The 23,761-nt window shown below is 67.5% G+C and carries 19 protein-coding genes; 7 read left to right on the plus strand and 12 right to left on the minus strand.

What is annotated here, in order from left to right:
- Positions 1 to 122 precede the first annotated feature (122 nt).
- The 4 genes from hpt to AWC02_RS10680 all read left to right on the plus strand — a co-directional run bounded on the left by hpt (position 123) and on the right by AWC02_RS10680 (position 4,303).
- Positions 123 to 650, plus strand: a complete 528-nt coding sequence (hpt, locus tag AWC02_RS10665) for a hypoxanthine phosphoribosyltransferase (protein ID WP_237160429.1) — start codon at positions 123 to 125, stop codon at positions 648 to 650.
- A gap of 271 nt (positions 651 to 921) precedes the next feature.
- Positions 922 to 2,466, plus strand: a complete 1,545-nt coding sequence (locus tag AWC02_RS10670) for a circularly permuted type 2 ATP-grasp protein (protein WP_085128828.1) — start codon at positions 922 to 924, stop codon at positions 2,464 to 2,466.
- Positions 2,466 to 3,458, plus strand: a complete 993-nt coding sequence (locus tag AWC02_RS10675) for an alpha-E domain-containing protein (protein WP_085128829.1) — start codon at positions 2,466 to 2,468, stop codon at positions 3,456 to 3,458. Before AWC02_RS10670 ends, AWC02_RS10675 begins: the two co-directional genes overlap by 1 nt.
- Complete coding sequence (locus AWC02_RS10680; protein WP_085128740.1) at positions 3,455 to 4,303, plus strand: transglutaminase family protein; 849 nt, start codon at positions 3,455 to 3,457, stop codon at positions 4,301 to 4,303. The genes AWC02_RS10675 and AWC02_RS10680 overlap by 4 nt, the downstream gene beginning before the upstream one ends.
- A gap of 71 nt (positions 4,304 to 4,374) precedes the next feature.
- Here AWC02_RS10680 and AWC02_RS10685 read toward each other — a convergent pair whose 3' ends face one another.
- From AWC02_RS10685 to AWC02_RS10715, 7 genes are read right to left on the minus strand one after another with little or no spacing between them, the layout of a single operon-like run.
- A complete protein-coding gene (locus tag AWC02_RS10685) occupies positions 4,375 to 4,698 on the minus strand; it encodes a heavy-metal-associated domain-containing protein (protein WP_085128741.1) in 324 nt (107 codons plus the stop codon).
- A gap of 45 nt (positions 4,699 to 4,743) precedes the next feature.
- On the minus strand, positions 4,744 to 8,838 hold the full coding sequence (locus tag AWC02_RS10690; RefSeq protein ID WP_237160422.1) for an AMP-binding protein: 4,095 nt from the start codon (positions 8,836 to 8,838) through the stop codon (positions 4,744 to 4,746).
- Positions 8,825 to 9,070 (minus strand): acyl carrier protein, encoded by a 246-nt coding sequence (locus AWC02_RS10695; RefSeq protein ID WP_237160423.1) that lies wholly within the window; start codon positions 9,068 to 9,070, stop codon positions 8,825 to 8,827. Before AWC02_RS10695 ends, AWC02_RS10690 begins: the two co-directional genes overlap by 14 nt.
- Positions 9,063 to 10,616, minus strand: a complete 1,554-nt coding sequence (gene fadD10, locus AWC02_RS10700; protein ID WP_085128743.1) for a fatty acid--CoA ligase FadD10 — start codon at positions 10,614 to 10,616, stop codon at positions 9,063 to 9,065. Before fadD10 ends, AWC02_RS10695 begins: the two co-directional genes overlap by 8 nt.
- 17 nt (positions 10,617 to 10,633) lie before the next feature.
- A complete protein-coding gene (locus AWC02_RS10705; protein ID WP_085128744.1) occupies positions 10,634 to 11,185 on the minus strand; it encodes an FcoT family thioesterase in 552 nt (183 codons plus the stop codon).
- Positions 11,182 to 12,051, minus strand: coding sequence for a (3R)-3-[(carboxymethyl)amino]fatty acid oxygenase/decarboxylase (gene scoE / locus AWC02_RS10710; protein WP_085128745.1), 870 nt, complete (start codon positions 12,049 to 12,051; stop codon positions 11,182 to 11,184). The genes AWC02_RS10705 and scoE overlap by 4 nt, the downstream gene beginning before the upstream one ends.
- 19 nt (positions 12,052 to 12,070) lie before the next feature.
- Positions 12,071 to 13,507 carry a PPE family protein gene (locus AWC02_RS10715; RefSeq protein ID WP_419179240.1) on the minus strand — a complete coding sequence of 479 codons (1,437 nt, stop codon included), beginning with the start codon at positions 13,505 to 13,507 and terminating at the stop codon, positions 12,071 to 12,073.
- 158 nt (positions 13,508 to 13,665) lie between these two features.
- Between AWC02_RS10715 and AWC02_RS10720 the strand changes: the two genes are divergently transcribed.
- Together AWC02_RS10720 and gjpA are read left to right on the plus strand one after the other, a co-directional pair.
- Entirely contained in the window at positions 13,666 to 14,478 is an 813-nt protein-coding gene (locus tag AWC02_RS10720; RefSeq protein ID WP_109560967.1) for a class I SAM-dependent methyltransferase, read from the plus strand.
- Between the two features lie 126 nt (positions 14,479 to 14,604).
- Entirely contained in the window at positions 14,605 to 15,519 is a 915-nt protein-coding gene (gene gjpA, locus AWC02_RS10725) for an outer membrane porin GjpA (RefSeq protein ID WP_133055624.1), read from the plus strand.
- Between the two features lie 108 nt (positions 15,520 to 15,627).
- Here the strand turns inward: gjpA and AWC02_RS10730 are convergent, their stop codons facing one another.
- Together AWC02_RS10730 and AWC02_RS10735 are read right to left on the minus strand one after the other, a co-directional pair.
- Positions 15,628 to 18,498: an MMPL/RND family transporter gene (locus tag AWC02_RS10730; RefSeq protein WP_085128749.1), complete on the minus strand. Its 2,871-nt coding sequence runs from the start codon at positions 18,496 to 18,498 to the stop codon at positions 15,628 to 15,630.
- 289 nt (positions 18,499 to 18,787) lie between these two features.
- Positions 18,788 to 19,531: an SIMPL domain-containing protein gene (locus tag AWC02_RS10735; protein ID WP_085128750.1), complete on the minus strand. Its 744-nt coding sequence runs from the start codon at positions 19,529 to 19,531 to the stop codon at positions 18,788 to 18,790.
- A gap of 65 nt (positions 19,532 to 19,596) precedes the next feature.
- Here AWC02_RS10735 and AWC02_RS10740 point away from each other — a divergent pair, with 65 nt between their 5' ends.
- Positions 19,597 to 20,451: an SCO6745 family protein gene (locus tag AWC02_RS10740; RefSeq protein WP_085128751.1), complete on the plus strand. Its 855-nt coding sequence runs from the start codon at positions 19,597 to 19,599 to the stop codon at positions 20,449 to 20,451.
- A 6-nt stretch (positions 20,452 to 20,457) separates the two neighbouring features.
- On the opposite strand, the gene AWC02_RS10745 is transcribed toward AWC02_RS10740, so the two are convergent.
- From AWC02_RS10745 to AWC02_RS10755, 3 genes are read right to left on the minus strand one after another with little or no spacing between them, the layout of a single operon-like run.
- Positions 20,458 to 21,474 carry a zinc-binding dehydrogenase gene (locus AWC02_RS10745; protein ID WP_085128752.1) on the minus strand — a complete coding sequence of 339 codons (1,017 nt, stop codon included), beginning with the start codon at positions 21,472 to 21,474 and terminating at the stop codon, positions 20,458 to 20,460.
- Complete coding sequence (locus AWC02_RS10750) at positions 21,474 to 22,679, minus strand: LLM class flavin-dependent oxidoreductase (RefSeq protein ID WP_085128753.1); 1,206 nt, start codon at positions 22,677 to 22,679, stop codon at positions 21,474 to 21,476. The genes AWC02_RS10745 and AWC02_RS10750 overlap by 1 nt, the downstream gene beginning before the upstream one ends.
- Positions 22,676 to 23,650 carry an alpha/beta fold hydrolase gene (locus AWC02_RS10755; protein ID WP_109560977.1) on the minus strand — a complete coding sequence of 325 codons (975 nt, stop codon included), beginning with the start codon at positions 23,648 to 23,650 and terminating at the stop codon, positions 22,676 to 22,678. Before AWC02_RS10755 ends, AWC02_RS10750 begins: the two co-directional genes overlap by 4 nt.
- Between the last annotated feature and the right edge of the window lie 111 nt (positions 23,651 to 23,761).

Raw genomic sequence — 23,761 nt, forward strand, 5'->3', positions numbered from 1 at the left:
CCCGCGGCGCGAATTGGCCGCCGCAGTTGGTTGTCGAACTCCCGCCATGGCACGCTGTTCGGGTGGCTGCGATCTCGCCTGGGCAGGGACCCGAGTTGTACCCCGGTGACATCAAATCGGTGATGCTGACCGAGGAGCAGATCCGGGCCCGCACCGCCGAACTGGGCGCCCAGATCGCCGCCGACTACGCCGAGGGCCGCGAGAGCGGCGACCTGCTGCTGATCACCGTGCTGAAGGGTGCGGTGCTGTTCGTCACCGACCTGGCCCGGGCGATCCCGCTGCCCACCCAGTTCGAGTTCATGGCGGTCAGCTCGTACGGCTCGTCGACCTCGTCGTCGGGAGTGGTGCGCATCCTCAAGGACCTCGACCGCGACATCAGCGGCCGCGACGTGTTGATCGTCGAGGACGTGGTGGACTCCGGACTGACCTTGTCGTGGCTGCTGCGCAACCTGGCGGCTCGACGGCCCCGGTCGCTGCGGGTCTGCACCCTGCTGCGCAAACCCGACGCGCTGGGTGCCGGCGTCGACATCGCCTACGTGGGTTTCGACATCCCCAACGACTTCGTGGTCGGCTACGGCCTGGACTACGCCGAGCGCTACCGCGACCTGCCCTACATCGGGATGCTGGACCCGCGGGTCTACCAGGGCTGACGGCTTCCCATCGGCGCGAACGAATCGCCGCCGTAGCACCACGCATGTGAAGCCCTGACCGGCCCGACGAAGGCCGTGTCGATAGGATCACCCAACACGCCAACGATGCCGCGTTCAGAGCTCCGGGCTGCCCCGGTAGCGGATCTGTGACAGATCGGTAGGTGTGAAGGCTGTGTCGACATCAACGCGAAGTGCCCGGGCCCGCAATGGCAAGTCGATCTTCTCGGGCTATCAGCGGACCGACGGCAGCTATCGTGACAGCTTCGACGAGATGTTCGACAACAACGGCAATCCCCGGACCGCCTATCGGGGCATCTTCAACGCGCTGGCTCCCGCCGACAACGAGGAACTGCAGGCCCGCGTCGATGCGCTGGGCCGCGCATTCATCGAGCAGGGTGTCACCTTTTCGCTGTCCGGAAAAGAACGGCCCTTTCCGCTTGACCTTGTGCCACGGGTGATTTCGGCGACCGAGTGGACCAAACTGGAGCGCGGGATAGCGCAACGGGTACGCGCTCTGGAGCGGTTCCTGGACGACATCTATGACGATCAGGAGATCCTGCGTGACGGGGTGGTCCCCAAGCGCCTGGTCACCTCGTGCGCCCACTTTCACCGCCAGGCTGCCGGCATCAAGCCGCCGAACGGCGTGCGAATCCATGTCGCGGGAATCGACTTGGTGCGCGACCATCAGGGCGAATTCCGGGTGCTCGAGGACAATCTGCGGTCTCCGTCCGGTGTGTCCTATGTGATGGAGAACCGTCGCACCATGGCCCGGGTCTTTCCTGATCTGTTCGCCACGCACCGGGTGCGGCAGGTCGGTGACTACGCCACTCACCTGTTGCGGGCGTTGCGGGCCGCCGCGGCGTCCAACGAGGCCGACCCGACGGTGGCGGTGATGACGCCCGGGGCGTCGAACTCGGCCTATTTCGAGCATTCGCTGCTGGCCCGTCAAATGGGCGTCGAGCTGGTCGAGGGACGAGACCTGTTCTGCCGCGACAACATCGTGTACATGAGCACCACGGAGGGGGAGCAGCGCGTCGACGTCATCTACCGGCGAATTGACGACGAGTATCTGGATCCGCTGCAGTTCCGGCCCGATTCGGTGCTCGGTGTGCCGGGACTGGTCAACGCTGCCCGCGCAGGAAACGTGGTGATCAGCAGCGCGGTGGGCAACGGGGTGGGCGACGACAAGCTCATCTACACCTACGTTCCACAGATCATCCGGTATTACCTGGGCGAGAAGCCGATTCTTTCCAACGTCGACACGCTGCGCTGCTGGCTGGACGACGAGTGCGAGGAAGTCCTGGATCGGATCCACGAGTTGGTGATCAAGCCGGTCGAGGGTTCCGGCGGGTACGGCATCGTGTTCGGCCCGCAGGCATCTCGCCGGGAACTCAACGCTCTGGCGAAGAGGATCAAGGCAAGTCCGCGCGACTGGATCGCGCAGCCGGTGGTGCAGCTGTCCACCGTACCCACCAAGGTGGGAGATCGACTGGCCCCCAGGCATGTTGATCTGCGTCCGTTCGCCGTCAACGACGGTGACGACGTGTGGGTACTGCCCGGAGGTCTGACCCGGGTGGCGCTGACAGAGGGTTCCATGGTGGTGAACTCAAGCCAGGGCGGAGGTTCCAAAGACACCTGGGTGCTGGCGCCCCGCAGGGCGGACAACGGACACGAGTTGTCCGGCGATCAGCTGGTCCGCCACCAGGATCTGGCGACCGAAAACACATCCGATCAGGGACCTGCGCTGCCCGGAACCGACCTGCAGCAACAACAGCAACAGCAGCAGCAGGCGTCCGATGGGGGTGAGAGCCGATGATGCTGGCGCGCAACGCCGAGTCGTTGTTCTGGATCGGCCGCTACGTCGAGCGCGCCGACGACACCGCGCGCATCCTGGATGTCGCCGTGCACCAATTGCTCGAAGACGCCACGGTGGACCCGGACCGCACCTGTCGGCTGGTGCTGCAGGTGCTGGGGCTCGACTGTCCTGAAGACGGTCAGGTCCAAAGTGTCTGGACTCTGACCGATCGAGTGGCGTACGCGGGTGCGGGCTCGGGGTCGATCGCCGACAGTATCGCGCGGGCCCGTGAGAATGCGCGTGGCGCACGAGAAGTCACGTCCAGCGAGATGTGGGAATGTCTCAATACCACCTTCAACGGCTTGGCCGATGCCGAGCGGGCCGCTCGGCGGCTGGGGCCTTATGAGTATCTGTCGTATGTGAAGAATCGGTCGGCGATGTTCGCCGGCCTGACCGACGCCACGATGAGTCGCGACGACGGCTACCGCTTCCTTCTGCTGGGGCGTTCCGTCGAGCGAGTCGACATGACGGTGCGGATGTTGCTGTCTCGTGCCGGCGATCGGTCCGGATCGCCGGCTTGGGTCACGGTGTTGCGGTCGGCCGGTGCCCACGACACCTATCTGCGGACCTATCGCGGTGCTCTCGATGCGAACAGGGTGGTGGAATTCATGTTGTTGGATCGGTTGTTTCCACGGTCGGTCTTTCATGCCATCACGCTGGCCGAGCAGTGCCTGATGGCCCTCGACAGCCGCAACGACAGCCGGGTAGGCGCCCGAGCTGAAGCGCAGCGCCTGATCGGCCGCGCGCGCAGCGCGCTGGAATTCATGCCGCCGGGGCTGCTTCTAGAAGACCTGCACGACCGCCTGACCGGTTTGCAGGAGACCTGCAAGGACGTCACCGAGGCGGTGACCCAGCAGTATTTCCATGTGACCCCGTACGTTTCATGGACCGGGGCCGGAGCAAGCGGAGGCCGCGACTACGACGGCCAGTTGGTTGCGGAGGTTGACCGGTGAGCTGGCGACTGCGGGTGGTGCACTCGACGGGGTTTGCCTATAACGCACCCGTGACCTCGTCGTACAACGAGGCGCGAATCACGCCCCGCAGCGGCAACCGGCAGAACGTGATCTCCAGCCGGGTGCAGACGGTTCCCGCGACTCGGGCGTACCGATACGTCGACTATTGGGGAACGGCGGTGACGGCGTTCGACCTGCACGCGCCACATGAGGAGCTGGAGGTGTCCGGCACCTCGGTGGTGGAGACCGAGCCCGACGTCTATCCCGAGGACGCCGAGCCGGTGGACTGGAGCGATCTGGCCGGCGAGTATGTGATCGACCAATATCATGAATTGCTCACCTACACCGCATATGTGCCGCGCAACCGAACGTTGGCGGCCACCGCCCGGCGGTTGACCAAGGGGCTACAGCCGCGCGAGGCGGTGCGAGCGGTGTGCTCCTGGGTCTACTCGGAGATGGACTACGTGCCCGGGACCACCGGAGTGCACAGCTCGGCGATCGATGCATGGTCTGAGAAGAAGGGCGTCTGCCAGGACTACGCACACCTGACGTTGGTCTTGTTACGCAGCGTGGGTATCCCGTCGCGTTACGTCTCGGGATACCTGCACCCCAAGGCAGACGGTGCAATCGGGGAAACGGTGGAGGGGGAGAGCCACGCCTGGATCGAGGCGTGGACCGGAGTCTGGTCGGGTTATGACCCGACCAATGACATGCCGATCACCGAACGGCACGTGTCAGTGGGTCTGGGCCGCGACTATTCGGATGTGACCCCGCTGAAAGGCACCTACATCGGTGGCGAGGCAACGGACTTGGACGTCATTGTGGAGATCACCCGGCTGGCCTGATGACGGCGGGTGGCCGGGCGATGCCGCGTCTCACCGGTTGACCCGCCACGATGCGGGTCCTGCATCCAAGCTCAGGCCGGGTGGGCGGCTTGGGTGCGGCGGCCTCGAGACAGGAATCGGGCGAGCCCGGCGATGCGCTTGACCGGCCCCCCGGAGAGCGGGGGATCTTCCGCCGTGCGCGGTCGCTCCGACCGCAGCTCAGCCTGATAACCGGCCTCTTCGATGGCCGCGCACAGCTGCGCCACGCTCACCGTGGCGTCGGCGTCGATGGTGGCCGTCGCGGTCGGGAAGTCCGCCGAGGCCAGCACGCCGGGGATCGTGTTCAGTTTCAGCTCGATATGGGCCGAGCACATCCGGCAGGTCATGCCCGTCACGTCGAGTTGGATCCGTCGCATGTCGGTCAAAGCGTCTCCTTCGTCAAGCCCTCTGACAAGTGGTCGTCACAACGGGCCGTTCGGTTCCATGCCACAGGTCACCAGCTCGGTCAGTGGCGACGCCGGGGCAGACACCTCGGTCACCGCCTCTACATGCAGGTCGAGACTGGCGTGGCCGGCAAGGTACTGCGCGTAGGACTGCTCGCCCAGACGCGCCCCCAAGGTGATCCAGGCGTCGATGACCGCCCACCGGCGCGGACTGCTTCTGGCCCAGGAGCTGGCGTCCAAGTCCTGCTTCCACTGGTCGACATCGCATTTGCGCGAGCCGAACTGAGCCAGAAATGGCGCGTACTCGACGGGAGTCCCGCGCAGCACGGTGACGCAGCGGCCCGGCGGCGCAGACAGCATGCCCAGGATCGCCGCCGCTGCTGACCGGTTACTGGTCACCTCCTCGACCAACTGAACGGCGGGGTAGGCGTCCAACGCCGTGCAGGCGTCGGCAAGGGCGACCAGGATGTCGGCCGATGTCCGCAGTTGGTGCGGCTCTCCCAACACCCGTGGCAGCCGCACCAGGGAGAAGGCCAAGTGGCCGGAATGGCGCGCGACGATCAGTTCGGCGAGCGCTTTGGATGCCGCGTAGGGATACGGTGCCACGCGGGGATCGACGACCAGCGGTGTCGCCGGCTGAGGGCTCACCACGGACGTCGACAGATGCACCAGCCGGGCGCCGCGTTCTGCGCACGCCGCCGCGATGGTCGACACCGCCGCCACGTTGGCCGGCCGAAGTTCCCGGTAAGGCACCACCACGTTGGTGTTGCCGATGGCGTTGACCACGGTTGCAGCGCCGGCGGTGCGGATCAGTTCGGGGATGCGTTGGGGGGTCGTGTGTTCGATGCGGACATCAGCGACCCGCGACAGCGCGCGCCATGGACCGGGATCGGGCAGGGTGGCCGAGGTGGTGGCCAGAACCAGCGGCGAGTCGAATCCGCCCGCGCGCAGTTCGGTCACCGCTCGGGCAAAGCCGGTGCCCAGGATTCCGGAGGCACCGAGCACCACCACGGTGCCGGTGCGCGCCGAGGCCGGGCAGGATGCGGGGTGGGGCAGCGGTGGGGCCAGGGTGGCGAGATCGTCGTCGATCTCGGCGGCGGTGGTCTCGTCCATACCCGCGCCCTCGGTCATCTCGATCAGCCGGCCGGCACTGTCGGCGCTGATCACGTCGAGCAGCGACAGGTGTCGGCCCAGATAGCGGCGAGTGGCGGGCAGGATGCGGATCAGATCCAGCGAACCGACTCCTTCGGACAGCAGCGAAGAGTCCGGCGCCAGATCGCGATCCAACTGCTGACTCCACAACCGTGCCAAGCCACTCGCCTGATCCGCTGCCTCACCGCGACAGTCGTCGCGGAGCGTCTTGGGCAGGCGGGCGGAATCGACCTTGCCGCCGGGTTTGCGGGGGATCTCCGCGACCGCCGAGATCGCGAAACCGGGGACCCGCGCGGCCAGCAGTACCCGGCGAGCCCGTTGCTGGGCTGCCGCGTCGGGGGCGCCGTCTCGGGTCAGCGGGGTGGTGAACCAGACCCCGAGACGCGAACCGTCGGCCTCGACGGCGACATCGCAGATCGCGGGGTCCTCGGCTATCAGCCGAGCGATCTCCGCGGTGTCGACGCGCCTTCCGGCGAGCTTGACCACGGCATCCTTGCGGCCCACGAAGACCGGGAAGCCGTGACTGTCCAGCCGCACCCGGTCGGCGGTGGCGAACGCTCGTCGCGTCGTGGCGTCACTGCCGGTCACCGTGCCGAATCCGGTCCCGGTTCGGCCCAGGTACCCGGTGGAGACCGTGTCCCCGACGACCACGATCTCGCCGAATGCCAGGAACACCGTGTGAGGCGCGGTGGGTCGGCCCACGCAGTGCGGTCCGGGTCCGCCGGCGGAGCCGTTCAGCGGCAGGTAGGTCGCGACCACGGTGGTCTCGGTGGGCCCGTAGCTGGAGATCAGCGAGATCGGTGAGGCGCCCACCGCTGCCTGCCATTTCTGCACCGACCGGGCGCGAACCGCCTCGCCGCCGATCACCACCTGGCGCAGCGCAGATGCGGCCAGTCCTGCCAGCAGTTCCGGCTGCTCGCAGCACAGATGCCACAGCGCGGTGGGCAGATCGAGGACCGTGGGCCGGTGGCGGTGCACATCGTCAGCCAGCTGTGCCAGGTTGCCGCTGCGTACGGCCGTCGAACGGATCAGGGCCGCGCCGCAGCGGGCGGCGCCGAAGATCTCTTCAACACTGATGTCGGATGTCAACGGCGCGCACTGCAAGACGGTGTCGGCCGAGGTCCAGCCACAGGCGTCGTGGTGGCCGCGGCAGAAGAGCGCGAGCGCACCATGGGATATCGGAACCAGCTTGGGAGCTCCGGTGGATCCGGAGGTGGGCATGACATAGGCGACGCGCTCTGCCAGTCGGGGGTCGCGTGCGACCGCGCGCAGCCGGTCGGTGACCGCGACCGGATCGCTGGGAAGTTCGGTGCCGGTCACATCGACGACGGGGCAGTGCGACCCGGTTTCGGTGGCGATCACGCGTGCGCGCTCGGCCAGTTCCTCGGCGGAGTCGCAGACGCTGTAGCCACACCCCGCCAAATGGCAGGCGACCAGAAGATCGACGGTCTTGTCGGTCCGGTCGTCGGTGAACACCAGCACAGCGCCTGGCTGGATGCCCGTGCGGACCAGCCAGCCGATCCAGCCGTCGACACTGCCACGGCGCCGGCGCCAGTCGCCGGTCTGCGCGGCCGGGTCCAGAAACCAGGCCGGCGCCGGCGGGCCGGCAACGGCGGGTACATCCCGGCTCGGCTCGCAGGCACCGTCGGGACCGATCTGGGCCCAACTGTCGACGCTGATGGCCACGGGCAGGTTCCATTGCGCGGCGAATTTCCGCAGTGCCTCAGCGATCGGTGCGGCCAGTGGCGAAGCGGCGCTGGCGGGTTCCGGCTCCTGACTGTCCCAGATGGCCAGGTCGAGTGTTCGCCGCTGCTCGTCGTGGACCGCAGCCACCGTACGACATTCGATCGGGCCGATATCGGAGGTCACCGGGTTGCCGTCGAGAAACGGACGCAGTTCGCGAGCACAGGGCTCCCGGAGAAAGTTCAGCGCTATCGCCTCAGTCGCCGGGGCGCGATGGGTCGTCAGATAGATGCGACGGTAGAGCTCTTCCCGAAACCACCTGCGACGCACCGTCTTCACGTACCCGCGGTCCACCGTCTCAACGAGCTCCCCTACCGAGGCGAACGCGGGAAATCGCACCGATTGCGCCACCGAGTTCACCAGGCACGTGGCCACGTCGAGGGCGGGTTCGCCGAACCGGTTGTCCACGGCGTGTACCACCAGTGCCTCGGTGCTGTCCCGGCGAGCCGCGTCCACCGCCACCGTTGCCGTGGTCAGCAGAACCGGCAGCGGAACCTGTTGGTGCTCGGCCAGTTCCATCAGCGCGTCGTAGTCGGTACCGCTGATCTGCACCGACTCACACAGATACCCACGGCGTGCGCTGCCCGACGCGGCGGAACTCTGGGACTGACCGCCGAGGAGAGGCTCAGCGGCCAGCTCCCGCTGCACCGCCTCGGCCAGTCGCTGATGTGCTGCGTGCACCTTCTCCCGTTCACGGCTGTGCGCCTCGATCAGCCGGTCCAACCCGGCGGTCACGTCGGCTGCCTCGATCAACGGATCCGACAGGCAACGGCCCAGATCCGCTTCGATCAGCCCGGTCGCGCCGCCGTCGAGCAGAATGTGGTGGGCGTGCACGTCCAAGGCCACGGCGTTGCCGCCCGAATCGGTGTGCACGGTGTAGCGCACCAACGGGCGGGCCAGAATTCCCGAATCCCATTCCCGGATCAGGGGATCGGGAGTGTCGGAGGCGAGGCGGATCACGTCGTCCACCCGCAGGCTCGGCACCAGGTCCGGGTAGGGCGCCACGCCCTGTTCCAGCACGCACAGCTGCACCGGGTTGCGGCACAGGGCGGCTTCCACCGCCGCGACCAGACTCCGAAGCGGTACCGGGACCAGGCGGTAGGTGCGACCGATCAGATACAGCGCGCAATCGTCGTCCTGCAGCACGCCCCGGTAGATGTTCTGCTGGGACACCGACAGCGGAATGCGCCGTTCGGGGTCTGCGTCAGGCGTTCCCACCGCAATCCCTCAGTTCAGCAGCCCAACCGGCGATCGTCAGATCCTCCGCCAGACGCGCGGGCAGGTCGGACTCGCGGTCCACGCCGAGTCGCTTCATCAGCAGCACGAAGCGCACCGAGTCCAAACCCAGATCGCGCAGGTCGGTGGCGTCACCGTCGGTGAAGTCGGTTTCGTCGACGTAGAGCACATCGCAGATCGCGGCGAAAATCCTCTGCCGGACAGAATCACTCACGTTCGCGCGCATCGATCGTCGCGGCCAGCGACGTGCGCATGACCTTGCCGGACTGGGTTCTGGGGATGCTGGTGACCAAGACGATCGTCGATGGGCGCGCGGCGGATTCCACTTCGCTGCGGTAGCGGGCGGCGATGGCCTGCTTGAGGGCGCGAACGCCCCGGTCGTCGAGCTCATCGGTTGCGACTACAGCCAGACCTACCAGCGCTCCGAACTCAGGGTCGGCTATCTCGTAGCATGCCGCGTCCCGGACTCCGGGAACCGACGACGCCACCCGGTCGACCTCGTCGGGTGCGACGTTCACACCGCCGCAGATGATCATCTCCGAGGCCCGCCCGCGGATATAGAAGAGTCCGTCGCTGCCCGCGTCGAGCAGATCGCCGGTGTTCACCCAGCCGTCCTGCAGGGTCTGCGCGGTGCGCTCCGGATTGTTCCAGTACTCCAGCATGTTGGCCGGTGACTTGATCCACAGCGTTCCCGACGACGCCGGCCTGCCGTGCGGGCCGCTGCCGTCACCGTCGAGATGGACCTGCACTCCCGGATACGGCCGGCCGACAGCACCCGCCTCGATGGCTGCCGTCGAGCCGGGGCCGGTCGGCAGACACAGTGCTGTGCAGCCGGTTTCGCTCAGGCCGTAGACCTGTGCCGTTCGCACCCCGGCATCCTCGACATAACGCACATCGGAGGCGATGGCCCGGGAGCCGCCGTAGCCCAGAAAGCGCAGGGTCGCCGGAACCGGCGCGCCGGTCGCCTTCAGCTCACCGACCAGTCGGGCGAGCAGCGTGGGGACAAGGCACACCGTCGCGACCTGGTTGACGGTGAGAAGTTCCAGTAAAGAGGCCCCGGCGTCCCCGCCGGTGATGCATCGCCCGCCGTGCATCAGGCAGTTCAGGATCCACCACAGTCCGCCGATATGGGTTGCGGGCAACGGCGAGTAGGCCACTTCGCCGTCCACCCACTCGATCCACGTCAACCCGGTGTCGCGCAGGATGTCGGCGACGGCGTAAAAGGTCCGGTTGGCCAACAACACCGCCTTGGGCTCCCCGGTGGTGCCGCTGGTGAAGATCATCGCCAGCGGATCATCGGCGCTGCCGGCGGGTCGCGGGAGGGCGGGTGCCACGGACGGGCCGGTGCTGCCGAGGGCCGACAGCGTCGGTATCGACGACAGCGCCTCCGTCGGGCCGGCGAGGGACAACCGTGCGCCGTCGGTGCACACCATGGCGGCAGGTTCGGTGAGCTGGGCGAACCGTTCGACCGTCGCCACCGGCAGATTGCCGTCGGCCAGTACGGCGATGGCACCCAGTCGTGCGCAGGCCAGCACCGACAGGTACGTCTGTGGTCCGCTGTCGGAGATGATCAGCACCCGAGAGCCCTGCGACACCCCTGCCTCATGCATGGCTGCGGCCAACTGTTCCCACCTGGTGGCCAACTCGCGGTAACTCAGCGGATCACCGCCGTCGCAGCGGCGTAGCGCGATCGCCTCCGGCGTTGCGCGGACGTGTTCGAGAATGCGCTCCAGCACGCTCTGGGGCGCCTGCCTGGTCATGTCGGTGCTCCGTTTTCTTATTGGTAGCCGGGGATGTTGAGGGCGGCGAGTTCGAACTCGCCGAAGGCGGAGCCGCCCTGCGGGTCCCAGAACTCGATGGCGCACGGCACCCGCAGGTAACGCACCGAGCGTTCGACGACCTCAAGATCGTGGCAGTGCAGGCGCGCCTGGAACCGCGCCGCGTTGATCGGCCTTCTGAACCGTGATGACGACGTCCGGATGTACATGCTGGAGAGCTGATGCTTGAGGTAGTCGTCGAGGGTCCAGCCGTGGAACGCGGGAATGACGCCGTCGGCGATCGCAGGCGCGAAGGCGCTGTAGGCGAGCTGGTTGAAGCACAGCACCAACTCGACTGCGTTGAAGTGTCCGGTGCTGCGAATGTAGGCCGACTCGGTGATCGTGAAACTTCCCTCGGCCAGGACTGAGCCGGGGTCGGCCTGCGCCACCGCGTCGGTCAGATAGCGACAACCCTTGTACGCGTAGGGTTCCAGCACCTTGGCCAACAGTTCTTCGGCTATCGGGGCAGCGGCGTCGGTCAGGGCCGGCGTCCTGAGGTCGCTGCTGCTCATGCCGGGTATCCCGGGGTCTTGAGGCCGTCGAGCATAGTCAGCCGGTAGGTGGTCAAGGTGCCGTCGGAGTTGCCGTGCTTAGCTCGGTGCATCAGAACTCTGTTGTCCCACAAGATGATATCTCCGACCTCGTAGTGTTGGGTGTGGATGAAGGGATGGGTGAAAGTCGGGTCCAGTTGGCCGGTCGCCTCCATGAGCCGGTGCAGCAGCTCGGGGTCGAGGACTCGGCCGTCTTTGTCTTGGATGCGGGTGGTTCCCGACGCGCAGATGTACAGGATCTCTTCCCCGGTCATCGGGTGCCGGATGACTGTTGGCCACGTGATGGGCGGTGTCGTCCGGCTGATCTCGTCCCACACCTCCCCGATGGGCCGGTACACATCGTCGGGGCGGATCTTGATATGCCGTCGGGGATCGTGGGTGCTCAGTGTTCCTCGGGCAGCGTCCTGGAGGGCCTCGGGCACCGACGCCCAAGCCCGGTTCAGATCGATGAAATAGGTTCCCCGGTCGGGGCCGGGAACGGTCAGGGGCAGCACCATCGAGAATGCGAACGGCTCGGGCATGAACATGTAGTCGATGTGCCAGAACGCGCCGGTCCGCGGAACCCCCTGTTGCTCCTCGGTGGAGGAGACGAAGATGTCCGGAAATTCATGGTGGTGGTACATGGATTCGTAATAGGGCACCACGTCGCCGACAATCCGGCCCAACTGGAGGAACTCCTCCGGTGAGGGGTGAACGCCCTTGAGGATGACGAGTTTGTTGGCGTAAACGATCTCGCGGATCTCGTCTCGGGTGACGGTGCTCAGATCTTGGGGATCGAGCCCGGTGATCTGGGTCCCGAGTCCGCTGCCGGTGACCGTCAGCGTCATCCGCGAGTACTTTCGCTGTTCATCTGTCAACTCCCTCGTTCATCGGTTGTGTCGATCGCTCGATCTGGTCGGTGGCGAGCCAACTGGTCGGCAGCAGCGGTGCCAGCTCGCCGGAGCGGCCCGCCAGTCCGGTTGCCCGGGTGGATGCGAGCACCGCCGGGATGGGGGCGGGCGTCTCGGCGATGGGATCGGACTCGGTGGACAGGGCCGCCCCGTCGGTCGCCCGCAGGAACTCGTAGCGGTGGGCGCGCATACGGGTCTGCTCTCTGCCGCGTCGTACGCGCTGGCTGCGGGCTGGGGCGACGGCTGCGCGCTGAGCTGTTGCAGGGCTCGCCGCGACGGCGTGGTCGGTTGCGGGCATGTCCCGCGGTGGACCGGACCTGACTCCGGGTGGGCCCCAGCCCGAGACGAGGTAGCCGAACATCGTGGCGGCGGCGCTCGGTGTGATGACGGGTGCGTGGCCGGTCGCCGGGACGGCGTGGGCACCCGCACCGGCGGAGGAGCCTGCGACCGCAGCAGGCGCAGCAGCCGCCGCAGCGGGGAATTCCACGCCTGGGTCACCGACCGACGCGGCCACCATGTCGGGTAGGTGATCGACCGTGAACTGCTGACCGGTCAGCAGCGGCAGCAGCTTCAAGGCGCTCAGTGCGCTGAGCGCAGGTGCGAAGAAGGGCAACAGGAGCAGCCCGTAGGACGCGTAGTAGGGATACCACAGCACGTCGTAGGCGATCAGCGCGACCACCGCCAGAAAGGCCGCGATCACCGGGTTGAATCCCAGGCTTTCGAAGAAACTCTCGAACAGCCGCAGCAGCTCCTCGACCTGCCCCGAAGCGCCGAGCAGATCCCCGAGCTGCCGGGTGAGCTCCGCCAGCCACCCGCCGTCGCCACCGCTGGGCGTCGCGGTGTCCCCGGCCGGGTCGGTGACGACAGCCGGGGCAGGGGGGATCCGGGGGGCTGCTGCGATCGCCGCGGCGGTGGTGCCCTGATACACCGACATGGTCTCAGCGGCCTGCACCCACATGCGGGTGTAATCGGCCTCATTGACGGCGATCGGGACGGTGTTCACCCCGAAGAAGTTCGTGGCGACCAGCACGGCGTGGATCGCGTGGTTGGCGCCCAGCTCTTCCAGGCTGGGCATCGAGGCCACCGCGCCGCTGTATGCCGCGGCGGCCGTCTGGTGTTGCGCGGCCGTCGCGGCACTGGCGGCGGCGGCCTGTTCCAGCCACGCCAGGTACGGCGCGTGTGCGGCCAGGTAGGCAGCCGCGCTGGGCCCCTGCCAGGGGCCGGCCTGCACGGCGGCCAGGAGCTGGGCCAGTTCGGCGGCGGTGTCGTCGTAGATGGCGCTGAGTTGCTGCCATTGCGCGGCGGCCGCCAACAGGGAGCCCGGGCCCGGACCACTGGTGAGCATTGCCGAGTGAGTCTCCGGAGGCATGGCCATCCAGATCGGGGCGGTCAGGATGGCACCTCCTTAAATTGCTGTGGGCTGCGCGGCACGCGAAGCGGGGCGATTCCCCGCCGACGAGGTGGTCGGACACGATGATCAAAAAGTTCCGCTCGACCGCCGTTAGGTTTCTCGCAGCGTGCAACGCCGGATGGCGGGTACGGTCTGAGGCCGTGCCAGTCATTGACGCCCGCCACCTCGACGGGGTATCGGAGACCGCCCTGCTCACCCTGTATCAACGAGCAGCGGAGGCACAACGGCCCGACGGGGTGATCGAGGATCCCTGGGCGATCGAACTGCGCAACAGCCTCGACTACGACTTCGCCGACTTCGGCAGGACCCACCAGGCCACCGCGCTGCGGGCATTGGTGTTCGATCAGGCCACCCGCGCATACCTGTCGGTGTATCCGCGCGCCACCGTCGTAGCTCTTGCCGACGGCCTGCAGACGAGCTTCTGGCGGGTGGACAATGGCCAGTTGAACTGGCTTTCGGTGGATTTGGAACCCGTCATCGCGCTGCGTCGCCGGCTGCTGCCGGCATCGGAACGACTGCGGTACTGCGCGCAGTCTGCGCTGGACTACTCATGGATGAACCTCGTCGACGACTCCGCCGGCGTGTTGATCACCGCGGAGGGGTTGTTGCAGTACCTGGATCGTGACGCGGCATTCGGTCTGATCGCCGCCTGCGCCCAGCGGTTTCCCGGCGGCCGGATGATATTCGACAGTGTCCCGCGGCTGCTGAGCGCCTACTCACGCTCACGTCGCGGGATCAGGCTCAGCCAGAACTACACGGCACCGCCGATGCCGTTCTGGTTCACGGCCCAGGACTACGATGCGCTGCGCGCGATACCCGGCGTACGCGCCGTCTCCGAGCTCGGCGTGCCGGCTGGGCGAGGCAAAGTGCTCGGTAAGGCACTCGCGGCGGTCTACCGTTCCCGGGTCCTGAGTCGATTCCGCGCGCCGACCAACCTGGTCGAATTCGGCTGAGCCGTCGTCGTCGGCGTGTTCGGCCTTGGCGCACAGCGAATGTGACCTTCGGCACATCCGCGCGGACTGGTCGGCATTTCTTGCCGAAGTCAGGAACTTTTTTCATGTTCGGTCGACTTCTTAGGCATGACACAGTTACGTCCCTCTCAGGGCAGCGCAGTTCAGCTCAGCCGCTCCGGCGGCATCGTCGCCGGGGCGGCCTTGGCCGTTGCCGGAATGTGCGCAGCGGGCCCCGCCGTCCCCGCGCTGCCGATCATCACGACAGCGTCGCAGGTGCAGCTCGCCGCTTCGATCGACCCGTTCGGGCCCTGGGCGGACGTCTTCAATACGACAGTGGCCAACGGGGCGCAGGTCTTTGACGCGGTCAAGGACGCACTCGCCGGGTTTGCCGACACCGTGGCCGGACAGTTCGCGGCGGCGACATTCATCGGGGTGGATGCGGCAACACCCGAGGGCTCGGAGTTGGCGGCCCAGACCCTGGACTGGAGCCACCTGTGGGGGCTGCAATACCTGTCCGGGATGGACATGGGCAACGGTGTCGTGCCGATCGAGGCGGCCGAGCCGGCGGCCACCATCCTGACGCTGTTGTCGTCGCCGCTGAGCGGTGTCGTGATGGGACTGATCGGCCCGCTGGTCAGCCCCGGAGTGGAACTGCTCAACAGCATCGGGTCGATCCTCGACAGCCTCGGTGGCGGGGACCTCGAAGGGGCGCTGCAAAACCTGCTGGCGGCACCCGCCAACGTGCTCGGGGCATTCTTCAACGGAGCCACCTTGAACCTCGACGCGCTGGTGCCCTTGCTGAACGACATCCTGCAGGTTCCCGAGGGCAATGCGGTCCTGGGCGCCAGCTTCGACTTCGGTGGTCTTCTCACGCCCGGCGAGACCGAGGCCGGCAATGTGGGCGGTTCGATCTTCAACTCGCTGGGTCTCGACCTGCAGATGGTGGGGATGGGAATGCCCTACTCCGCGCCCGGTGAGGGGGTCGGGCTGATCGCGTCGCTGGTCAACCTCGTGGACATGTTCGCCGACGGTTGGGGCTGATGCGCAACCGATTTCGGCCGGTGAGCACGAAAGCGGGCGTTTCCTTCCAGGAAGCGCCCGCTTTCTCGTCGGCCCGGTCGGGCAGCGCGAGGCCGTCGCGCCAGGAGGTCAGCGCACGCTCGGGGCTGTTGGGGCGGCCTGCTCCAACCGCTCGGCCGGTGCCGGCCAGCGGGCCGGGACGGGACGCGGCCGAACCCGCTGCGGCCACCAGAACCACTTGCCGAGCAGCGCGGCCAGCGAGGGCATCACGAATGACCGGATGATCAGCGTGTCGAAGAGCAGGCCGATGGCGATGGTGGTACCGATCTGTGCCACCACCGTCAGGTCGCTGACCACCATCGACAGCATGGTCAAGGCGAACACCACGCCGGCCGAGGTGACCACCGAACCGGTGCCGCCCATCGCTCGAATGATCCCGGTGTTCAGCCCGGCGTGGATCTCCTCTTTGAAACGCGCGACCAGCAGCAGGTTGTAGTCCGAGCCGACCGCCAGCAGGATGATCAACGACATCGCCATCACCATGAAGTGCAGCTCCAAGCCGATGATGTGCTGCCACAACAGGATCGACAGCCCAAATGACGCCCCCAGTGACACCACCACGGTGCCGACTATCACCGCGGCGGCGATCACGCTTCCGGTGATGACCAGCATGATGATGAAGATCAGGCACAGTGCGGCGATCCCGACTGCCAGCAGGTCGTAGTTGTTGCCCTCTTGCATGTCTTTGAACACCGACGCCGTCCCGCCGACATAGATCTGTGAACCCTCCAGGGGAGTGCCTTTCATGGCCTCCTTGGCCGCATGCCTGATGCCGTCGATGTGGTGAATCCCCTCTGGGGTCAACGGATCGCCGTCGTGGCTGACGATGAATCGCACGGCGTGGCCGTCCGGGGAGACGAAGGTCCGCACGCCGCGCTGGAATTGTGCGTTGGCGAAGACCTCGGGCGGCAGATAGAACGTGTCGTCGTTCCTCGAGTCGTTGAATGCCGCGCCCAGGGCGGATTGGTTGTCCAGCATCGCCGCGGTCTGGTCCAACAGGCCGTTCTGGGCGGCAGTCATGGTCAGCATGGTGGTTCGTGTCGTCGCCAGTGCCTGGATCTGTGCCGGCAGCTGCCGGAGCAGTTGCGGCAGCAGGGCATCGAGTCGATCAAGGTCGGGCAGCACGTGGTCGATGTCGCCGCTGAGCGCATCGCTGCTGTCGAGGGCATCGAAGACCGATCGCACCGACCAGCATGCCGGTATGCCGAAACAATGTGGATCCCAGTACAGGTAGCTGCGCAGCGGTCGCAGGAAATCGTCGAAGTCGGCGAGATGATCCCGCAGTTCCGAGGTGTCCGAGGCCAGTCGGCGCATCGTGTCGACCATGTTGTGCACGGTAGCGGTCATCTCGGTCATCAACAGCTGCATCCGCTCCATGGCGTCGATGCTGTGCTGCAGATCTTCAGTGCTGGAGCCGAACTCGGTCATCCGGTCGTGTAGGTAACCCTGATTGAGTGCCTGCAGCGTGCCCTGCAGGCTGAGCTGAGCCGGCAAGGTGCTGAACTTCAGCGGGGTGCCGTCCGGTCGGGTGATGGTCTGTACCCGGCTGATCCCCGGCTGCCGTACTACCCGCTTGGCGATCTTGTCGATCACCAGGAAGTCCGCCGGATTGCGCAGATCCCGATCGGTCTCCACCAGCAACACCTCGGGATTCATGCGCGCGGTGGAGAAATGCTGCTCGGCCGCCGCGTAACCGGCGGTGGAGGGCAGATCCGCGGGCAGGTAACGACGTTCGTTGTAGCTGGTGCGATAACCGGGCAGGGCCAGCAGGCCGACAAGGGTCAGTGCGGTGCTGGCGACCAACACCGGCGCCGGCCAGCGGGCGATTGCCGCGCCGAGTTTGCGCCATCCGCGGGTCCGCATCGTCCGCTTGGGCTCCAGCAGCCCCCGCCGGCTGGCCACGGTGATCATCGCCGGACCGAGCGTCAATGCCACCAGCATGGCGACGACCATTCCGGCCGCCAGCGGAATGCCGAGCGTCTGGAAGTAGGGGAGCCGGGTGAAGTGCAGGCACAAGGTGGCGCCCGCGATGGTCGATCCCGAGGCCAGGATCACGTGCGCCGTGCCGTCGAACATCGTGTGATAGGCCGTCTCGCGGTCTTCGCCGGCGGTCCTGGCTTCCTGGTAGCGGCCGACCAGAACGATCGCGTAGTCGGTGGCGGCCGCAATCGCCAAGGTGACCAGCAGGTTTGTCGCAAAGGTGGTCAGGCCGATGAGGTGGAAATACGCCAGCGAGGCCACCACGCCGCGCGCCGCGGCCAGGGCGAGAAACACCATCGCCAAGACCACCAGCCCGGTGCCCAGGGACCGGTACACCAACAGAATCATCGTGGTGATGACCAAGAAGGTCAGACCGACGATGACCTGCGCGCTGTGGTCACCGGCGACCTGCTCGTCGGCGGCTAGCGCCGCCGGGCCGGTGATGTGGGCGCTCACCCCCGGCGGTGCGTCGACCTCGGCGACAAGGCTGCGGACCGCCTCGAGCGACTCGTTGGCCAGGGTCTCGCCCTGATTGCCGGCGAGGTGGACCTGCACGTAAGCCGCTCTGCCGTCGTTGCTCTGCGCCCCGGGGGCGGTCAGTGGATCACCCCAGAAATCTTGGACGTGCTCCACATGGTCGGTGTCGGCTTCGAGCTTGCTGACCAGGGTGTCGTAGTAACGGTGCGCATCATCGCCGAGCGGCACGCGGCTCTCGAGGAGGATCATCGCCGAACTGTCAGAGGTGTATTCCCCGAAGACGTGGCCCACCCGCTTCATCGCGGTGACCGACGGCGCGAAGTCGGGACTCATCGGTACCGAGCGCAGCTGCCCTACCACCTCCAGCGGCGGCACCACGGTGCTCAGCACGACGACGAAGGCAATCCAGCCGAGAATGACGGCGGCGGCGCGGCGGCGAATTCCGGCGGCGACAGCGGTGCGCGGCGGCGTCACCGGCGGCACCCGTGCTCACTCGCCACCATCCGCTACGCCATTCCTTCCTGATGTCCGCTTGGTGTGAGGCCGGCCGTGCGGACCGGACCCCGCGTCGGGCGCGGTCGCGCCGATGATGCGGACTTCCCACGCGCAGGCGAACAACCCCGCACCACTGGATGGGTCGGATGCGGTGCGGGGAAAGTTCCCGAGGGCTTCGCCGGCGCGGCGGATTTCGGTGAACGCCGCCTCAGAAGAAACCGGTGCCGGACCGCCCGTCAGATTCGCTGCGGCCGACCCAGCGAGTCCACGGCGGTGCTCAGCTCAGCTCCCACACCGCCGTCACGGTGAAGCTCACGGTCTGCTGGCCGGGCTCGACGGGGGGAGCGGAGGCCATCGCGCGCGGCATCGGCATCATGTCCGGCACCGGAGGTGCGGTCCCGCCGGCGACTTCGGAGATCGCAATCACCTGACCGAGCCGCAGTCCCGACAGCTGCGCGTACTGCTGGGCGCGGTCACGGGCATCGTTGAAGGCCCGTTCCCGGGCGTCGCGCACCAGCGCCGAATCGTCCTCGATGGAGTAGGACACGCCGTTGATCCGGGTGGCGTCCCCGCCGGCCCGTACGATCACCGCGAGCACCTGGGAGGCGGAATCGCGCTCGACCTTGACCCGGATGGTGTTGCCGGCCCGGTATCCGGTGATGTTCGCCGACCCACTGGCGTCGGGATTGCCGTACTGCGGTTGGAGGCTGACCTGGGTGGTGCTGATGTCCTTGCGGTCCACGCCGGCATCGACCAGCGCATCGATGACCGCCTGCTGGCGCTCGCTGGTCTGGTTCATCGCGCTGGTGACGTCGCCGGCGACGAACTCGATGCCCGCCTCGGTGGTCAGGGTGTCCGGGACACCCTGGACCTCGCCGGTGCCCACCACGGTCACCTGCCGCGCGATGTCGGAATCGCCGCCCGGCGTGGCGTCACAGCCGGCCACGGCGAGCGTGGAGACGCCCGCCAGCGCCAGCGTCATCGACCAGCGGAGAATCGTCCGGGCGCTGTGTGTCGGCATGCTAGGAACCCTAGCGGAGTCGACGCGCACCCCGCCGAAAAAGATCGATGAGGCACACTGATGCGATGACCTCCGACCCGTCGCGAGTACTGTCCGCCGCCATCGAGCCGTTCGCCGGCCAGGTCTACTTCTCCCCGGAGTGCCACCGCGGTTATGCGGCACTCGGTTTCGGTCCCAGCCCGGCGACCGTCGACGGGGTCGAAATGCCGGACGGGCCGGCGTACTTCTGCAGCCGCGGCTCCGCGATGGGGCAGGCGCCGGGCGAGCTGATCGCCGCGGCATTCGCGGTGTTCAACCCTGCGGTGGTGGTTCCGGCCGTCGACTACGGCTGGAAGCTGACCGACGCGCCGACCATCCGGGCGGCGCGAATCGAAGGCGCGACGGCTCAGTTGCGGCGCGTCCTGGGGGCGGCTCCCGAGGGACTCGACCGGGCGGTGGAGTTGCTGCGCCGCGCCGCCGAGGGCCTCGCGGTTGCGGGCAAGCCGCTGTTCGCCGGGCTGGTGGGCGTGGGGCTGACCGGCGACCCGCTGTCCGACGCCTGGCTGTTGGCCGACCGGCTCCGGGAATTCCGCGGCGACGCGCATGTGAACGCCTGGGACGCAGCGGGGTTCGACGCCGTCGAGATCGGGCTGATCACTGAGCTCTACCGCGGTCTGCCGCCGCGCAGCTACGTCCGGACCAGAGCGTGGAGTGAAGAGGAGTTGGCCGGCGGCGAGGCGCGACTGGCCGAGCGGGGCCTGGCGCGTGACGGCGTGATCACCGACGCCGGGCGTGCCGCTCGCGAGGCCGTCGAGACCGCTACCGACGCCGCATGTGCCCCGATCGTCGCCCGGCTCGGCGACGACCTGAGCGAGCTGGCCGATTTGGTCGGCGGGTGGTCGGGTCAGCTGGTCGACGCGGGCGCCTTCCCCAAGGGCTGATCAGCCCTATGGGGTGACCAGGATCTTGCAATGCCGGTCCGGGTCGGCCAGTTCGTCGAACGCCGCACCCACGCCGTCGAGTCCGACCTCGCCGGTGATCAGCGGTGCCACGTCGATCTCGCCCTCGGCGATGGCGCGCAGCGATGCGGCGAACTCCGCCGGTTCGTAGCCCAGCACGAACTGCACACTGATCTCCTTGGCGATGCCGTAGAAGGGGTGCACGGTGTCGGGTTCCATGCACACCCCGGCGACCACCAGCCGGCTGCCCACCGGCGCTCGCCGCAGGACATCGTCGATGACGCCCGGCACGCCGACCGCCTCGAAGATCACTTTCGGGGTCACCGTGTCAAACGGCGATCCCTGGGCCGGGTCCACGGTGCGGTGAGCGCCCATGGACGTCGCCAGCTTCCGCCGGGCGGCGGAATAGTCGGCAGCCACAATGTCGTGCACGCCCGCGTTGCGCAACGCGGCGATGATCGCCATGCCGATCGGGCCGCAGCCTAAGACCAGTGCGGTCTCGCCGGGAAGCACGGCGGACTTGTTGACCGCATGCAGCCCCACGGCCATCGGCTCGGTCAGGGCAGCGTGGCGCGGATCCAGCCCGTTGGGGATCTTCAGCAGCAGCGGAGCCGACAGCAGCATCCTCTCGGCGTATCCGCCGACCGTGGCGTTGGAGTAGACGATCGGCTCGACGCCCGTGGCGGCCAGCAGAACCGGAATCGAGGTGACCGGTGTTCCGGCGGGAAAGGTCTCCGTAGCCGGTCCGGCCTGCAGCACCTTCGCGCTGAACTCGTGGCCCATGAAGATGTCGGCGCCCAGGTCGACCGATGCCTGCGCCGAAGGGCTGCCGGACATGGCCTGCGTTGCGGCCAGCACCTGCGCGCCGTGCGAGGCGAAATGCAGGTCCGATCCGCAGATGCCGCAGGCGGTCACCTCCACCAGCACCTGGCCCGGACCCGGTGCGGGCTCCGGCAGGTCGTCGCGGTAGACCATTCGCCCGTCACGCAGCACCGCTGCGCGCATCAGCGTGAATTATCCGCTGTGGGGGGCGCCGTCTCGGTCACGTGCTCCACGACGGCGTTCTTGAGCGCCTCGCCGACCCGGCCGAACAGCGTGTCGCGCATCCCCTTGGCCCACTCGTGGGAGGCCTTGGGTGCGGCGAGTTGGCCCTTGAAATGCGGAATCACCTTGCGGGCCAACAGCTCGTAGCTGTGGTAGGTCGCCTCCGGTGAGGCCCAGTCATGCCCGAGGAACAGCAGGGTGCCGAATCCGCCGGAGCGCTCCAGCAGGTCGGTGATGTGTTCGATCGCGTCATCGGGCGTACCGATGCAGCAGCTTCCGGCCGCGGCGTAGGCCTCCACGAATTCGGTCGGCGTCTGCGGTGAGCCCTCGACCTCGCTGGCCAGCGGTACGAACCCGGCCGCACCGAAGTAGTTCGCGAAATCCTGCAGGCCGTAGGTGCAGTCGGCCACCGCCTGCTCGCGGGTGTCGGCGATGTGCATGATGCTCAGCACCCGCCAGGTGTCGCGGTCCGGTTCGTCGCGGCCGGCCTTGGCCGCCTGGTCGCGCACCACCTCCCAGGTGTTCTCCAGGGCGGCAAACCCGCCGGGCACCGACATCGACAGGGACAGCAGCGAGGTTCCCAGCGCGCCGGCCAGTCGCGGACCGGATGGCGAAACCATTGCGGCGGCGGAGATCTCCGGGTATGGCCAGGTGTAGGGGCGGATATGCAGGGCCGCGTCGCGCAGCGTGAACCAGTCCGAATGCCGGGTGACCAGTTCGCCCGGCTCGGCCCGGAACAGCGCCAGGATCGCCTCTAGGGATTCCTGCATCATCCGGCGCTGTTCGACCGGATCGATGCCCATCATGTGGGCGTCGGTGGGCAGGGCACCCGGGCCGGCGCCGAACATCACCCGCCCGCGGGTCAGGTGATCCAGTAGCACCCAGCGGTCGGCCACCATCAGCGGGTGGTGGTAGGGCAGCGAAACCACGCCGGTGCCCAGCCGAATGTGCTTGGTGCGTTCGGCGGCGGCGGCGATGAACACCTCGGGGCACGCGATCAGTTCGTAGCCGCCCGAGTGGTGTTCACCGAACCACGCCTCGTCGAAGCCCAGACGGTCCAGCGCGACCACGCGTTCCAGGTCGTATTCCAAAGCGACGGTGGGTGATTGACCCAGCGCATGGAACGGGGTGATGAAAACCCCGAACCGCAGCGGCCGGGCGGTCACGATGCGGCTCCGGTCGGAAGGCCGGCCACAAACTCCAGCAGTGCCGCGTTGACCTCGTCGGGCCGCTCCTGTTGCAGCCAGTGGCCGGCGCCGTCGATCATCACCTCGCGGTAGGGGCCCGTCACCAGCTTGGCCGCGCGGTCGGGGCGGGTGAAGGTCAGCACCGGATCGGCGGTCCCGGCGATGAACAGGGTGGGTACATCGATGGTGGCGGCGGCAGGATTGGACATGATCTCCCAGTTGCGGTCGAGGTTGCGGTACCAGTTCAGTCCACCGGTGAAACCGGTGCGCGTGAACTCGGCGATGTAGTGGTCCAGTTCGTCGCCGCTGATCCAGTCCGGACGCGCGGCCGGCTCGGCGATCCGCTCGATGAAGCCCATCGGGCCGGGAGCGGTCATCAGCAGCGCCGCTTCGCGGTCGCTGGGGCTGAGGCTGCCCACCATCCGGCGGATGGTCCGGGCCGGGTCGGCGGCCAGTTCCGCGTCGGCCACCCCCGGCTCCTGGAAATAGAGCATGTAGAAAAAATTCTCGCCGAACAGGGCGCGGAACGCCTCAGTGGGCGGCACCTGCGACCGGGGCACCGGCGGCACGCTGAGGCCGGCCACCGCCGCCACTCGGTCCGGGTGCAGCTGCGCGGCGCTGTAGACCACCGGGGCGCCCCAGTCGTGGCCGATCCAGATCGCACGCTGTGCGCCGACGTCGTCCAACAGGCCGACCAGGTCGCCGGTGAGTGACGCGATGTCGTAGGCGGCGATCTCCTCCGGCCGCGACGAGCCGCCGTAACCGCGCTGATCGGGGGCCAGGACATGGAAACCGGCATCGGCCAGCGCCGGGATCTGATGTCGCCAGGAAAAGGCCAGCTCGGGGAATCCGTGCGCCAGCAACACCACCGGCGCGCCCCGCTCGCCCGCCTCGGTGACCCGCAGGGTCACGCCGTTGGTGTCGACGAAACGTTCGGTTGCGCGCTGGATTGCCGGAGACACCGTCACACCAAACCACAACCCGGTCGGGATGGAACAGGGTTCAGTGGGTCTGCGGTGGCCGCCCTGGGCCCGTTTGTGCCGGGGGACGGTAGCCTGAAC

Source organism: Mycolicibacter engbaekii (assembly GCF_002101585.1).
Lineage (GTDB): Bacteria > Actinomycetota > Actinomycetes > Mycobacteriales > Mycobacteriaceae > Mycobacterium > Mycobacterium engbaekii.